11 protein-coding genes and 2 pseudogenes are annotated in these 13339 nt (G+C 63.9%); 2 read left to right on the top strand and 11 right to left on the bottom strand.

Going from position 1 to position 13339, the window contains the following annotated elements; genetic code table 11:
• Nucleotides 1–107: 107 nt before the first annotated feature.
• The 3 genes and pseudogenes from NVV79_RS01410 to NVV79_RS01400 form a co-directional block, all read right to left on the bottom strand.
• Complete coding sequence (locus tag NVV79_RS01410) at nt 108–425, bottom strand: hypothetical protein (RefSeq protein WP_303985503.1); 318 nt, start codon at nt 423–425, stop codon at nt 108–110.
• A 79-nt stretch (nt 426–504) separates the two neighbouring features.
• A pseudogene (locus tag NVV79_RS01405) lies at nt 505–1497 on the bottom strand (ABC transporter permease); the annotation flags it as partial.
• A gap of 216 nt (nt 1498–1713) precedes the next feature.
• Nucleotides 1714–3743 (bottom strand): annotated as a pseudogene (locus tag NVV79_RS01400) (ABC transporter substrate-binding protein).
• A 200-nt stretch (nt 3744–3943) separates the two neighbouring features.
• Here NVV79_RS01400 and NVV79_RS01395 point away from each other — a divergent pair.
• Nucleotides 3944–4864, top strand: coding sequence for a helix-turn-helix domain-containing protein (locus NVV79_RS01395; protein ID WP_303985501.1), 921 nt, complete (start codon nt 3944–3946; stop codon nt 4862–4864).
• 173 nt (nt 4865–5037) lie between these two features.
• On the opposite strand, the gene ychF is transcribed toward NVV79_RS01395, so the two are convergent.
• Complete coding sequence (gene ychF, locus NVV79_RS01390) at nt 5038–6135, bottom strand: redox-regulated ATPase YchF (protein ID WP_303985499.1); 1098 nt, start codon at nt 6133–6135, stop codon at nt 5038–5040.
• Nucleotides 6136–6313: 178 nt separating this feature from the next.
• Here ychF and NVV79_RS01385 point away from each other — a divergent pair, with 178 nt between their 5' ends.
• Complete coding sequence (locus tag NVV79_RS01385) at nt 6314–7582, top strand: sorbosone dehydrogenase family protein (RefSeq protein ID WP_303985508.1); 1269 nt, start codon at nt 6314–6316, stop codon at nt 7580–7582.
• 132 nt (nt 7583–7714) lie between these two features.
• Here NVV79_RS01385 and NVV79_RS01380 read toward each other — a convergent pair whose 3' ends face one another.
• The 7 genes from NVV79_RS01380 to NVV79_RS01350 all read right to left on the bottom strand — a co-directional run bounded on the left by NVV79_RS01380 (nt 7715) and on the right by NVV79_RS01350 (nt 13082).
• Nucleotides 7715–8230, bottom strand: coding sequence for a dihydrofolate reductase family protein (locus NVV79_RS01380; protein WP_303985497.1), 516 nt, complete (start codon nt 8228–8230; stop codon nt 7715–7717).
• Nucleotide 8231: 1 nt separating this feature from the next.
• Nucleotides 8232–8930: an aminoacyl-tRNA hydrolase gene (gene pth / locus NVV79_RS01375; protein WP_303985495.1), complete on the bottom strand. Its 699-nt coding sequence runs from the start codon at nt 8928–8930 to the stop codon at nt 8232–8234.
• A gap of 71 nt (nt 8931–9001) precedes the next feature.
• Nucleotides 9002–9628 (bottom strand): 50S ribosomal protein L25/general stress protein Ctc, encoded by a 627-nt coding sequence (locus NVV79_RS01370; RefSeq protein WP_303985493.1) that lies wholly within the window; start codon nt 9626–9628, stop codon nt 9002–9004.
• Nucleotides 9629–9756: 128 nt separating this feature from the next.
• On the bottom strand, nt 9757–10992 hold the full coding sequence (locus tag NVV79_RS01365; RefSeq protein ID WP_303985491.1) for an RNA polymerase sigma factor: 1236 nt from the start codon (nt 10990–10992) through the stop codon (nt 9757–9759).
• Entirely contained in the window at nt 10992–11342 is a 351-nt protein-coding gene (locus tag NVV79_RS01360) for a YciI family protein (RefSeq protein ID WP_303985489.1), read from the bottom strand. The genes NVV79_RS01365 and NVV79_RS01360 overlap by 1 nt, the downstream gene beginning before the upstream one ends.
• Before the next feature lie 92 nt (nt 11343–11434).
• A complete protein-coding gene (locus NVV79_RS01355) occupies nt 11435–11794 on the bottom strand; it encodes a YciI family protein (RefSeq protein WP_303985487.1) in 360 nt (119 codons plus the stop codon).
• Nucleotides 11795–12149: 355 nt separating this feature from the next.
• Nucleotides 12150–13082, bottom strand: a complete 933-nt coding sequence (locus NVV79_RS01350; RefSeq protein WP_303985486.1) for a ribose-phosphate pyrophosphokinase — start codon at nt 13080–13082, stop codon at nt 12150–12152.
• Nucleotides 13083–13339 lie beyond the last annotated feature (257 nt).

Genomic DNA, 13339 nt, shown 5'->3' with positions numbered 1-13339 from the left:
GGTCGAGCCGAAGAAGTGGACATTGGCCGGGATGAACCAGAGCAGGTGGTAGCTGTAGCCGGTGACGAAGAAGCCTGTCGGCGTCGGGTTGTCCTTGATCAGGCCGGTCAGCGGCTGAAGGTCACGGGGTCGAATTCGCCGGTGTCGCCGATCGGGTAGACATAGGGGATGAGGCTGAAATTGCCGTCCTGGTCCTCGAAGGCGATCATATCCGGCGGGGCAAAGGGCAGGTTGGCTGCCTTGGGGTCCATCGGCGCGAAGAAATCGGCAAAGACCGAGACCACCAGCAGCAGGGTCACCAGAACCAGCCCGATCATGCCCATGGTCGAGCGGCGGAAGCGCCGCCAGACCAGGGTCGCATAGCCCTCATTGCCGCTGCCGAAGCGAGTTACTGCCGGGGCGGCTTCGTCGGCGCCTGTCGGCATCGGGCCGCCGGCGGGGTCTGATGGCAGGGGGATGGCGGAACGCGTATCGAGGTCGGTCATTCGCTGCCTCCTCCCCCAGCCGGATGCGGGGGTCGAGCGCCACCAGCAGAAGGTCTGAAATGATGTTGCCGACGATCAGCGTGGCGGCCAGCACCAGCATGAAGGTGGCGGTGACATAGACATCGCCCACGCCCATGGAGCCGACAATGGCCGGGCCGACCGTGGCGAGGCCGAAGACGATGGCCACCTCGATTTCGCCGGTCAGCATATAGGGCAGCACCACGCCCTGATAGGCGACCAGCGGGTGCAGCGCATTGGGCACGGCATGCTTCATGATCACGGCGCCTTCCGGCAGGCCCTGGCGCGTGCGGTCTCGACATATTGGCTGTTGAGCACGTCGAGCAGGTTGGCCCGCATGACGCGCGCATATTATAGGCCAGCCCGCCAAAGGTGGCGATGAAGACCACGGGCCAGACATGCTGGACGAGGTTGACGAACTTGTCCCAGCTCCAGGGCGCGCCGCCATAGCGGGCCGAAAGAACATACCCACCTCGCTGACATTGAGCCGGAAGACTAGGAAATAGAGGATGATAATGGCCAGCAGGAACCGCGGAATGGTCATGCCGAGGAAGGAGATGATGCCCTAGCCCGGTATCGACCCAGGAATATTGCCTTGTGGCCGCCAGGATGCCCAGGCCAATGCCCAGCAGCGACGCGAGCAGGTGGCAGGTCAGCGCCAGGGCGATGGTGGCCGGCAGACGCTCGGCCACGACGATGCCGACATCCTTGTTGTAGAAGAACGAGTGGCCGAAATCGAAGCGGGTGACGATGCCCCCGATCCAGCGGAAATACTGCACGATGATAGGGTCATTGAGGCCGTGGGCCTCGCGATACAGCTCGGCCTGCGCTTCGGCCACGGTGGGGGGCAGCGCCGCCCCAGATTGATCAGCATGGAGCGGATCGTGTCGCCATAGTCGCCCGGCGGCGCCTGGATGATGGCGAAGGTCACCACGCTGAGCAGCAGGAGCAGCGGGATCGCGCCCAATATGCGCATGATCAGAAATCGAAGCATGGCGGCCTCTTAATAGCTTGGGGCGTTTGGCCCCGGCGCCTCAGTCGTCTCCCTCCCCCTTGTGGGGAGGGATCAAGGAATGGGGGTGGGCCACTTGCACCGCGTTTGCGTGACCATACCCCACCCTGCTCGATCACGGACCTAGCGAAGGGCTAAGTCCTATCTCGCTCTCCCTCCCCACAAGGGGGAGGGAGACAGGAGCTCAAGCGCCGGTGGTCACACCGGACCCGCGCCGCCCGGTTCGCCCGGAAGCGTCTCGGGGTGCAGTTCGTAGTCGCCCTGCGTGTCGGCCGGAACGTAGACGCGTTCGCGGATAATGTTGTCTTCCGCCCAGTTGAACATGAAGATCGGGGCGCCGGCCGGGATATTGGCAAAGCGCTTGTTGATGATCAGCGCACCCGGATATTGGGTGAGCCCCACCGAATAGACGTTCTCGGTGAAGGTGTGCTGGAAGGTCTTCATCAGCTCGACGGTTCGGCATTGTCGCTGGTGGCGACAAAGGCGTTCACCGCATCGACCAGTTCCTGCTCGAAGGGCAGGAGATCCACTGTTCCGTCCGTGCCGGCGCGGTGGAAATAGCTCGTCTGCGGACCTGTGGGGGCGAGGAAGGTCGTGCCCTGCACCACCGAGACCACTTCGGCGCCCTGGCGGCGGACATGCCAGTCGAACTGGCCGGCCTGCTGCATGTCGTCACGCGAGGTTCCCGCCTGGAAATTGGCGATGACGCGCAGGCCGAGCGGTTCCATCATGGCGATAACGCCTTCGGCCAGGTTGGTGTCGGTCGCATAATCCGTATTGGCGAGCAGGGTGATTTCCACATCCGCGCCGCCATCGGGCAGGTTGCGCACGCCATTGCCGTCGGTATCGATCAGGCCGATGCCGTCGAGCAGGGCGTTGGCCGCCTCCAGGTTATAGGGGTAGTAGACCGTCGAGGCCTTGTCATAATAGGCCGTGCCGGCATAGAGGCCGCCCGGATAGATGGCGGTGAACGGACCGCGGACCAGCGAGTCGCCCAGCCGCTGCCGGTCGATGGCGATCGAGACGGCCTTGCGGAAATCGAGGTTCCGGTTCAGTTCGTGGATGGCCTGGCCGCGGGCATCGGGTTCGCCCCAGCCATTGGCCGAGAGGTTGAATTCCAGCGCATAGCCGATGGTGCGGGCGCCGAATTGCAGACGGGCAGGGGCGGTGTCTTCAGCCGAGCGGCGCAGGGCTTCGACATAGCTTTCGGCCTGTTCGAGGTTGGAGAAGTCGCCCGAACCGGCAACGGCCTGCACGTCGCGGTCGGCCCAGGTGCTGAGCCGGTAGTGCATTTCGTTCAGATAGGGCAACTGGTTGCCGTTCTCGTCGACCTTCCAGTAATAGGGGTTGCGGCGCATCACCACGATGTCGTCCGGCCGGTATTCCACCGGCACCCAGGCGCCCATGACCGGCATGTTCATATATTCCGGCGGGAAGGCGTTTTTGAACTGCTCGTAGGTGTTGTCGGAATATTTGGGGTGCTGGGGCTTCAGGATATGGCTCGGGCCGGGGCAGAAGGTGCCATAGGCCATGGCATAGAGATATTGCGTCGGCCGGACTTCCTTGAAGGTCCATTTGATCGTGTAGGGATCGAGCGCTTCCAGCGTGGTGCCGACGCCGAAGGTCTCGGGTGTGCCGCCATTGAGCGGGGACACATTGGAATCCATGATGGCGTCGTCCCAGTAGAACATCACGTCATCGGCGTCGAAGGGGTCGCCGTCGGACCATTTGGCGCCTTCGATCAGGTGCATGGTCAGCTCGTGCCCGTCTTCGGACCATTCCCAGCTCTTGGCCAGGTTGGGCAGCGGCTCGAGTTCGTCGGCCTTGACCTCGAAGAGCGGCCCGGTGCGCGTCAGGCATTCGCTGAGGCCGATATCGATGCCGCCCCAGCCCTGGTTCTGGCCGGCGGTATAGTTCCAGCCTTCCGGCCGGCCGCCGATCACATGACGCATCGTGTCGCCATAGACGCCGACGCCGTCGGGCATGTCGCCGGTCTTGAACACCAGGGGTTCCTTGGGCAGGCGCTCGGCGACGGGCGGCAATGTGCCCGCCTCGACATATTTCGCGGTGACCCAGTCGGGTTCATGATATTCGGGCAGCGCCTTGTATTCCTGGATATCGGAAACGCTGACGAAGTTGGGCTCGCTCTGCGCGGCGAATTCCGGCGGATCCGGAAGTTCGCCCGTCAAATCCTGGGCCTGCACGGCAAGCAGCGAGACACCCAGCATCAGTCCTGCCCCGCCAAGGGCAATCGCTTGTTTTCTCAATAAAACCTCCCATGGCAACGGATCGGCATTGCTTGCCGTAACCGGATACTCCCTTCCGGCTTCATTCCGTGCTCTGGCCAAAAGCCTACGCCTTGCCTTGGGTGAAGCAATCCGGAATGATAGAGACTTGTTCCGGGTTTCAAAGAAATCGGCGGATAAGTATGATTGTTGAGAGCCCCGTTCAGCCGCGCCGCGCGCGCGAAAAGGCACCCCGGCCGACACCCCGGCCGGACCGCAGCTTCTATTCCTCCGGCAAGGCCTTCGGGCGTTTCGGCATCCGCTCCTTCTCGCCCCAGATCATGCCGCGCCCGCATAGCCATGGGCATATCGAGTTCAACTGGCTGACCCGCGGCAGCATGGATTACGTGTTCGATGGCGGCCCGGTCAGCGTCGGGGCAGGCCGGCTGGTGGCCTTCTGGGCCGGCATTCCACACCAGACCATCGGTCTCAACGGTATCGGGGAGGGGCGGCAGCTCAATATCTACCTGCCCATGGATGCCTTTCTCGAAATGCCCCAGCTCGGGCGGCTGACGGAGACGCTGATGGGTGGCGGCGTCATCCAGCTCAACCCTGATTGCATCGGGCTCGAAACGCTGGAGCGCTGGCACCAGGACTATCGCAGCGGCAATGCCCTGCGCACCGATATCGTGCGCTCCGAGATCGGCACCATGTTCCGCCGCGCCGCCATAACCGGCTGGGAGACGCTGCTGCCGGCCTGGGTCGAACGATCAGGCACGCGCACCCGCACCGGTTCGCCCGTGCGCTATGTGGTGCGCATGGTGCGCCATATCGTGGAGAACATCACCGATCCACTCAGCGCCGAGGACATCGCCAAGGTGGTGGGCCTGCATCCCAACTATGCCACCAACCTCTTCACCAAGGTCATGCATATCTCGGTGCAGAAATTCGTCACCCGCATGCGGCTGATCCGCGCCCGCTCGCTATTGTTCGACGGGAGCCTCTCCGTCGCCAACGTCGCCTTCCAGGCCGGCTTCGTCAGCCAGACCCAGTTCTACGAGCATTTCCGCAAGGCCTATGGCATGACCCCAAGCCAGATGCGCAAGGACACGATCGAGGGGTGATGCGCTGCAAGCCTTCCCAAGCGCGATGTCATCCCGGCCTTGAGCCGGGATCCATCCTGAGATGGCGCCGCATGGAACATGGAGCGTGTGGCCCAGCCACTCGACCATAGGTCTCGTGGCCTTGAGGTCTAAAATCGCTCCACTGGAGCGATTTTACCGCGAAGCGGTCGACCTCAAGTATTAAACTTGAACAGCATGACGTCGCCGTCCTTGACGACATATTCCTTGCCTTCGTCGCGGGCCTTGCCGGCTTCCTTGGCGGCCACTTCCCCGCCCAGGGCCACGAAATCGTCATAGGCGATGGTCTGGGCGCGGATGAAGCCGCGCTCGAAGTCGGAATGGATGACGCCGGCGGCGGCCGGGGCCTTGTCGCCCTTGTGGATGGTCCAGGCGCGCGATTCCTTGGGGCCGACGGTGAAATAGGTCTGCAGGCCCAAAAGGTCATAGGCCTCGCGGATCAGGCGGTTGAGGCCGGGTTCGTGCAGGTCCAGCGATTCGAGATATTCGGCCTGCTCGGCATCGGGCAGTTGCGCCAGTTGGCTTTCGATCTCGGCCGAGATGATGACGACGCCCGCGCCATTGGCGTGGGCATAGTCTTCCACGGCCTTGCTCATGGCATTGCCCGAGCCGGCCGAGGCCTCGTCGACATTGCAGACATAGAGCACCGGCTTGCTGGTTAGCAGTTGCAGCTCCTGGAAGGCCTTTTCCTCTTCGGCCGAGCGCTCGACGAAACGGGCCGACTTGCCCTCGCGCAGCAGCACCAGCGCGCGGTCGATCAGCTCGAGCGTCTGCTTGGCGTCCTTGTCATTGCCCTTGGCCTTTTTCTCGACGCCGGTGCGGCGCTTTTCGAGGCTTTCGAGGTCGGCCAGCATCAGCTCGGTCTCGACCACTTCGGCATCGGCCAGCGGATCGACCTTGTTGGCGACGTGGATGATGTTGCCGTCCTCGAAGCACCGCAAGACATAGGCGATGGCGTCGCATTCGCGGATATTGGCCAGGAACTGGTTGCCCAGGCCTTCGCCCTTGCTGGCGCCCTTCACTAGGCCAGCAATATCCACGAAGCTCATGCGCGCGGGCTGAACATTGATCGACTTGCCGATCTTGGCCAGCTTGTCGAGGCGCGGATCAGGCACCGGCACGTCGCCCACATTGGGCTCGATGGTGCAGAACGGAAAGTTCGCCGCCGCCGCGGCAGCGGTGCGGGTCAGCGCGTTGAAGAGGGTCGACTTGCCGACATTGGGCAGGCCGACAATGCCCATCTTGAAACCCATGGGGAAAGCTCCAGAATTTGTTGGCCCTCACATCGTTCGGATGGGATCAGAAGTCAATGCGGCAGGGCGCATGGCCATCTTGTCGCGAGCCGCGCGACCGCCTATCAAGGCTACCATTCAAGAATACCGGAGGAATCCCGCCGTGGACGTATTGATTTCGCTTGTCGTACTCGCCGCCATCATTGCCGGAGGCCTGTGGTTCTATTACCGCGGCCGCCATATGGGGGCATTCAAGCAGGCGGTGGGCACGGCGCCCGTCATTCCCCAGGCCAAGCCGCAGGGCGCCATGCCCATGCTGAAAATGCCGACCGCAATGGGCTGGGCGCCGGGCACGGCGCCGACCGTCGCTGCCGGCCTCAAGGTCGCGCCCTTTGCCACCGGGCTCGACCATCCGCGCATGATCTATGTCCTGCCCAATGGCGACGTGCTGGTTGCCGAGGCCGCGACGCTGGTCGGCAAGGCCAATTCCATCCGCGACATGGTCATGCACCAGACCCTGATCCGGGCAGGGGCCTCACGGCCGAGCGCCAATCGTATCACCCTGCTGCGCGATGCCGATGGTGACGGCGTTCCCGAAATCCGTGAAGTGTTCCTCGAAAATCTCAACCAGCCCTTCGGCATGGCCCTGGTCGGCGACACGTTCTATGTCGGCAATACCGACAGCGTCATGGCCTTCCCCTACGAGACCGGCCAGACCAGCATTACCGCGCCGGGCCGCAAGCTCATGGACATGAAGCCATCAGGCCACTGGACGCGCAATCTCATCGCCAGCCAGGATGGCATCAGGCTCTATGTGGCGGTGGGTTCGCTGAGCAATATCGCCGATGAAGGCATGGAAGCCGAAGAGGGCCGGGCCTGCATTTACGAACTCGATCTCAAGACCGGGCAGAACCGCATCTTTGCCGGCGGTCTGCGCAACCCGGTCGGCATGGCCTGGGAGCCGACCAATGGTTCGCTGTGGACCGTGGTCAACGAGCGCGACGGGCTGGGCGACGAAACCCCGCCCGATTACCTGACCTCGGTCAAGGATGGCGGTTTCTATGGCTGGCCCTTCTGCTATTGGGGCCAGACGGTGGATGATCGCGTGCCGCAGGACGCGGCCCTGGTCGCCACCGCCCTGACGCCGGACTATGCCCTGGGCGGCCACACCGCCTCCCTCGGCCTGTGCTGGCTGCCGGAAAACACGCTGCCGGGCCTGCCATCCGGCATGGTCATCGGCCAGCATGGTTCGTGGAACCGCAGCAAGCTCAGCGGCTACAAGGTCATTCTGGTGCCCTTCAGCAATGGCAGCCCCCAGGGCACGCCGATCGACCTGCTGACCGGCTTCCTCGCCCCGGACGAAAAGACGTCCAATGGCCGCCCGGTCGGCGTGGCCATGGCCAGGGATGGTGCGCTCCTGGCGGTGGACGATGTCGGCGACGTCGTGTGGCGTGTGACGGCGGCGTAAGCCAATCGACAGGCGATGAACACGGGCCTATGTGCTGGCGCCTCCCTCCCTCGATGGGGAGGGATTGAGGGTGGGGTGGGGCCGCATACGCAGACGCCGAACTAAAACATCCCAAGGGAGAGGCGGGAAATATCACCCCCGCACATAGACCAGCCGCGTCACGCCATTGGCGAAATTGGTGCTGGTCGCCAGCGTGAAGCCGGGCAGGTGGTGGCGGTCGATATGCTCGGTGCCATGGCCCAGCGTGACCGGCATGACGAAGAGGTCCAGCCGGTCCACCAGGCCGGCATGGATCAACCGGAAAGCCAGGTCCGTATCACCTTGCACCCACACCGTGCCGTCGCCTTTGCCACGCGCCGCGGCCACGATTGCCGCCGGGTCATCGGCCACGGCAGTCACCGGCGCGCCGATATCGGTCAGCGGTGTCTCCGACGGCACGATGCCCGGCACGGGACCATAGGGCCATGTGCCACTGGCGGCGATCTTGTCATAGCTGGCGCGCGCGGTGATGACCGCCGTCACCCCGGCGATGAAGTCATGAAAGCCCAGTTCCGGGATGAAATAGGGGCCTTGCCAGGCGGCCGAGCCATTGGCGTCGGTCACGAAACCGTCCTCGCTCAGCGCCTGGAAGAACACGACCTCGGCCATTTCACTCTCCGCGCAGTTTCCTCAGCATTTCGGCCATCGGGCCGGTCTTGGGCAGTTCCACCTGCGGCTTGCTCGGCCGCGCCTGCCTGATATGGCTCTGCGCCCTGGGCGCGGGTCTGGCTTCCGGCTCCTCGGCGGGCTTGAGGGCCAGGGCCAGCTTGTTCATGAAGCCGCTATCGTCGCCCTTGATCAGCATGTCGGCATGCTTGCTCACGGCGTCGAGCAGCGGCTCGACCCAGTCACGGTCGGCCTTAGCGAAGTCGCCCAGCACATGGTGGGTCACGAATTCCTTGCCGGGATGGCCGATGCCGAGGCGGACGCGCTTGTAGCCCACCCCGATCTGCGGATCGATGGATCGCAGGCCGTTATGCCCGCCATTGCCGCCGCCCACCTTGACGCGCACCTTGCCGGCGGCCAGGTCGAGTTCGTCATAAAGCACGATGATGTCAGACGGCGCGATCTTGTAGAACTGGGCCACCTGCTGCACGCTGTCGCCCGAGCGGTTCATGAAGGTCTGTGGCTTGAGCAGGATCACCTTCTCGCCGCCGATAGTGCCTTCGGCCAGCAGGCCCCCATGCTTGGAGCGGAACTGGGTGATGCCATGGGCACGGGCAATGGCGTCGAGCGCCATGAAGCCGATATTGTGGCGATTGCCCTCATATTGGCCGCCCGGATTGCCCAGGCCGACAAGCAGTTTCATCACGCACTCCAGAAACGAAAGAGGCGACCCGAAGGCCGCCTCGAACTATAGCAGAAAACCAGGCAGCGCGATTACTCGGCTTCGGGCTCTGCAGCGGTTTCGGCTTCGGTCTCTTCACCGGCCGACTTGAGCGCCGACGGAGCAACGATGGTCGCGATGGTGAAATCGCGGTCGGTGATGACAGGGGTGACGCCCTTGGCCAGGGTCACCGCCGAGATGTGGATGGAATCGCCGATATCGTAGCCCGTCAGGTCGACGGTGATTTCCTCGGGGATGTCGCTGGCAGGCGCCGACACTTCCACCGTATGGCGGACGATGTTCAGCGTGCCACCGCGCTTCAGGCCGGGGCTGGCTTCTTCATTGATGAAGTGCACATGCACCTGGACGTTGAGCTTGGTGCCCTTGCCGACGCGCAGGAAATCCACATGGATCGGGAAGTCCTTGACCGGGTCGAGCTGGTAGTCGCGCGGAATCACGCTGTGCTTGGTGCCATCCACATCGAGTTCGATGATGTGGCTGAGGAAGCCGCCGGCATAGATCTGCTTGTGGGCGTCCTTGTAGGGGATGGCGATGGTGACGGGGGGCTTCTTGTCACCGTAGATAACAGCAGGAACGAGTCCCTGACGGCGCAGTTCACGAGCGGCCCCCTTGCCTACTCCCTCACGCGCCTGTGCATTGAGCACTTTGGTCGCAGCCATGGAAATATCCATTCTGGGTTGGTGTATGCGTCACTACAACAGCATACGCGCCCGTCCTCCAGGGGTGACGAGCGCTTCATGGCGCGGGCTATAGCGGAAAGGGGCGCGAGGAGCAAGGGATTGTGGCGCTAGCCATCCTGCAACGCCGCCCTTTGCCCGATAAGATAATGCCGCACGGCCTCGTCCGTCGACAGGCCGATGGCCAGGGTCAGCGCCTCATGCGCCTCTTCCTTCCGTCCGGCGCGGGCGCACAGGTGTCCGCGGGCGGCCCAGTAGGGCTGGTAGTCGGCCATGCGTCTGTCGCCGGCAATGGCGTCGAGGCTGGCCAGCGCCGCTTCCGGGCCTTCGGTCTCCGCCAAGGCGACAGCGCGGTTGAGCAGGGCGACGGGTGAATGGGTCAGGTCCAATAGCACATCGTAAAGCGCCACGACCGCATCCCAGTTCGGCCGGCTGGTCACGCGCCGCGCCACATGGGCTGACTGGATGGCGGCTTCGATCTGGTAGCGGCCGGTGGGGCCGGCCTGGTTGGCCGCATGCAGCAGCGCCTCGGCCGCCACGATCTGCTCTTCGTCCCAGAGAGTGATATCCTGCTGCTCCAGCGGCACATAGGCGCCGCCGGCATCGCGCCGGGCCTGTCGCCGCGCCTCGGCATAGAGCATCAGCGCCAGCATGCCTTTGGCTTCCGGCTCGTCGGGCAGCAAGCTCACGACCAGCCGGCCGAGCCAGATGGCTTCATCGGCCAGCCGTTCGGCCGCCGTGTCGCCGATTTCGGTCCAGCCCTTGGCATAGGCCGCGTAGATGGCGTCGAGCACGGCATCGAGCCTGATGGCCAGGTCTTCCCGCTCAGGGATGGCGAAGGGTATGCCGGCCTCCCTGATGCGCGCCTTGGCCCGCACCAGCCGCTGGCCCATCGTGGCCGGGGGAATGAGGAAGGCGGCGGCGATGTCGATGGCCGTTAGCCCCAATATGGTTTGCAGGATCAGCGGCGCCCGCATGCCCGCTTCGATTTCCGGGTGGGCGCAGGCGAACATCAGTGCCAGCCGCCGGTCGGGGATGGCATCGGGATGGGCGCCGGCCGCTTCGAGTTCCTCGGTCATGAGCTGGATATGAGCCTCCCCGGTCTTGCGGGTGTGCCGCCGCCGTATCGCGTCGGTCTGGCGGCGGCGGGCGACGGTCAGCAGCCAGGCATCGGGATTGGCAGGAACGCCCTGTTCCGGCCAGGAGGCGAGGGCGCTGGCAAAGGCTTCCGCCAGCGCATCCTCGGCCCCTGCCACGTCCCGCGTACGCGCTGCCAGAAAGGCCAACAGGCGCCCGTAGCTGTCACGGGCCGCCCGCTCCGCTGCCCGCCGCGCCGCGTCACCCATCAGCGCGCGGTCTGCTCGACGATGGGGCGGATTTCGATCGCGCCGTATTTCGAGCTGGGGCAGCGATTGGCCCATTCTACCGCCTGCTCGATATCGGGCACATCGATGAAGAAGTAGCCGGCGAGCTGCTCGCGCGTATCGGCATAGGGGCCGTCGAGCACATCGGTCTTGCCCGCGCTGGTGCGGACAATCGTGCCCTCCTTGCTCGGGCTCAGCCGCAATCCGCCGGAAAAGCCTTCGCCGGCCTTGTTCAGCGCCTGGTTGAAGGCGGCATATTCGGCCCACAATTCCTGCGGCGGCGCCTTGGCCATGGCTTCGTCGTCGTGGTGGATGATCATCATGTAACGCATCGGATTTTCCTCGTGCTGGGTCGGCGCATCATGCGCCGATGCAACAATGTCGGGGCGCCACCACGGCTTTCGACTTTTTGCCGAAAAATTCTTCAGCCGGGCGAATATCCGGGGTGATAGGGCCGGATTTCGATCTTGCCCCAGCCGGCGGCCGGGCACAAAGCGGCCAGCCGTATCGCCTCGTCCATGTCGGGCGCCTCGATGATGAAATAGCCACCGAACTGTTCGCGCGTATCGGCATAGGGGCCGTCATGCACCTGCAACTGGCCATCGGGGCTGGAAATAGTCTTGGCCGCGCCGGTCATCTGCAAGGCTGCCGTATCGATAAAGGCCCCGGCCTTTTCCAGCGTTTCCTGATAGGCGGCCATCTGGCCCATGAAGCCGGCCATCTGTTCGGGGGCAATAGCGGCGCCGGCCTTTTCGTCGGCATAGAGCATCAGCAGGTATTTCATCGCATCTCTCCTCGCGGGCACCATAGCCCTTCAGGGCAATGCTTCGAACCGGCCGAAGGCAAAATCGCTCCAGTGGAGCGATTTTAGGTGAGAAGGCCATGAGGGCTGCGCCCGAATGGCTGCGGGCCGAAACTGCATTGCAGCCTACGTCACCCTCATCGCTCGACCAGCGGGTAGCATAGCTCTTCAAGGCAATGTCGCGCGAGAGGCGGCGATTTCGACCGCCCCTTTGAATTTTTTTACCACGGATGTCTGGTGCGGTGGCGCGCGGCGCCTTCGTGCCATTCGAGCGTAGCTCTCATGGCCTAGTCAGCTAAAATCGCTCCACTGGAGCGATTTTGCCGTTGGCCGCTGCCTAGTCGAACAGGCTCGAAACGCTCTGTTCGCTGGCCGTGCGGGCTATGGCTTCGCCGATCAGCGGGGCGATGGACATGCGGCGGATATTGCCGGCGGCCCGGGCGGCAGGCGTTTCCTCGATGGAATCGGTCACCACCAGCTCCTTGAGCTTGGATGCGGCAATGCGCTCGGCCGCGCCTTCCGACAGCACGCCGTGCGTGATGAAGGCCGAAACTTCCTTGGCGCCGGCCTTGAGCAGGGCTTCGGCCGCATTGACCAGCGTGCCGCCGGAATCGACGATATCGTCGATCAGGATGCAGGCCTGCCCGGAAACGTCGCCGATGATGTTCATGACTTCGCTGACGCCGGCGCGGGGGCGCCGCTTGTCGACGATGGCGAGGTCCGTGCCCAGCCGCTGCGCCACGGCGCGGGCGCGCGCCACGCCGCCGACGTCGGGCGAGACGATCATGGTGTTTTCGAGCTTGTAGTTGTCGAGGATATCGCGCGTGATGATCGGCGCGGCATAGAGGTTGTCGGTCGGAATATCGAAAAAGCCCTGGATCTGGGCGGCATGCAGGTCGAGCGTGATGACGCGGTTGACGCCGGCCTCGGTGATCAGGTTGGCCACCAGCTTGGCCGAGATCGGGGTGCGGCCGGTGGCGCGCCGATCCTGCCGCGCATAGCCGAAATAGGGCAGGACGGCGGTGATCCGGCGAGCCGACGAGCGGCGCAGCGCATCGGTCAGGATCAGCAGTTCCATCAGGTTGTCATTGGCCGGAAAGCTGGTCGATTGCAGGATGAAGGCGTCTTCGCCGCGCACATTCTCATGCACTTCCACATAGACTTCCTTGTCCGCGAAGCGGCGGACCGTACAATCTGTGAGGGGAAGTTCGAGATAACTGGCGACGGCCTCGGCGAGGGCTCGGTTGGAGTTGCCGGTCACCAGCTTCATAAGTGCGATCCTGTCTCAACCAGTCCCTGTTATCGGGGACCATCCAGTTTCGTGGGCACCTTTAGCGAGTCGTTCCCGGTGGCGCAACGAGACAAATGGATGACAGGCGAAATTGGGTAAACAGGATTCACGAATCCGGCGCGTGTGGCCACCCCCACCCTTGATCCCTCCCCACAAGGGGGAGGGAGACGATGAACACCGGCCTCAGAGCTGCGCCTCCCTCCCCTTGATGGGGAGGGATTGAGGGTGGGGTGGGG

The sequence above is a fragment of the Devosia ginsengisoli genome, assembly GCF_024707105.1.
Classification (GTDB): domain Bacteria; phylum Pseudomonadota; class Alphaproteobacteria; order Rhizobiales; family Devosiaceae; genus Devosia; species Devosia ginsengisoli_A.
The sequence above is the reverse complement of the archived record's forward strand: the minus strand, read 5'-3'. Positions and strand labels throughout refer to the sequence as shown.

Bases quoted from the DNA above. Each gene is read 5' to 3' on its own strand.
- NVV79_RS01360 (WP_303985489.1), bottom strand. From the start codon at position 11,342: ATGCGTTACATGATGATCATCCACCACGACGACGAAGCCATGGCCAAG.
- NVV79_RS01395 (WP_303985501.1), top strand. From the start codon at position 3,944: ATGATTGTTGAGAGCCCCGTTCAGCCGCGCCGCGCGCGCGAAAAGGCA.
- NVV79_RS01370 (WP_303985493.1), bottom strand. From the start codon at position 9,628: ATGGCTGCGACCAAAGTGCTCAATGCACAGGCGCGTGAGGGAGTAGGC.
- pth (WP_303985495.1), bottom strand. From the start codon at position 8,930: ATGAAACTGCTTGTCGGCCTGGGCAATCCGGGCGGCCAATATGAGGGC.
- NVV79_RS01355 (WP_303985487.1), bottom strand. From the start codon at position 11,794: ATGAAATACCTGCTGATGCTCTATGCCGACGAAAAGGCCGGCGCCGCT.
- NVV79_RS01350 (WP_303985486.1), bottom strand. From the start codon at position 13,082: ATGAAGCTGGTGACCGGCAACTCCAACCGAGCCCTCGCCGAGGCCGTC.
- ychF (WP_303985499.1), bottom strand. From the start codon at position 6,135: ATGGGTTTCAAGATGGGCATTGTCGGCCTGCCCAATGTCGGCAAGTCG.
- NVV79_RS01380 (WP_303985497.1), bottom strand. From the start codon at position 8,230: ATGGCCGAGGTCGTGTTCTTCCAGGCGCTGAGCGAGGACGGTTTCGTG.
- NVV79_RS01410 (WP_303985503.1), bottom strand. From the start codon at position 425: ATGCCGACAGGCGCCGACGAAGCCGCCCCGGCAGTAACTCGCTTCGGC.
- NVV79_RS01365 (WP_303985491.1), bottom strand. From the start codon at position 10,992: ATGGGTGACGCGGCGCGGCGGGCAGCGGAGCGGGCGGCCCGTGACAGC.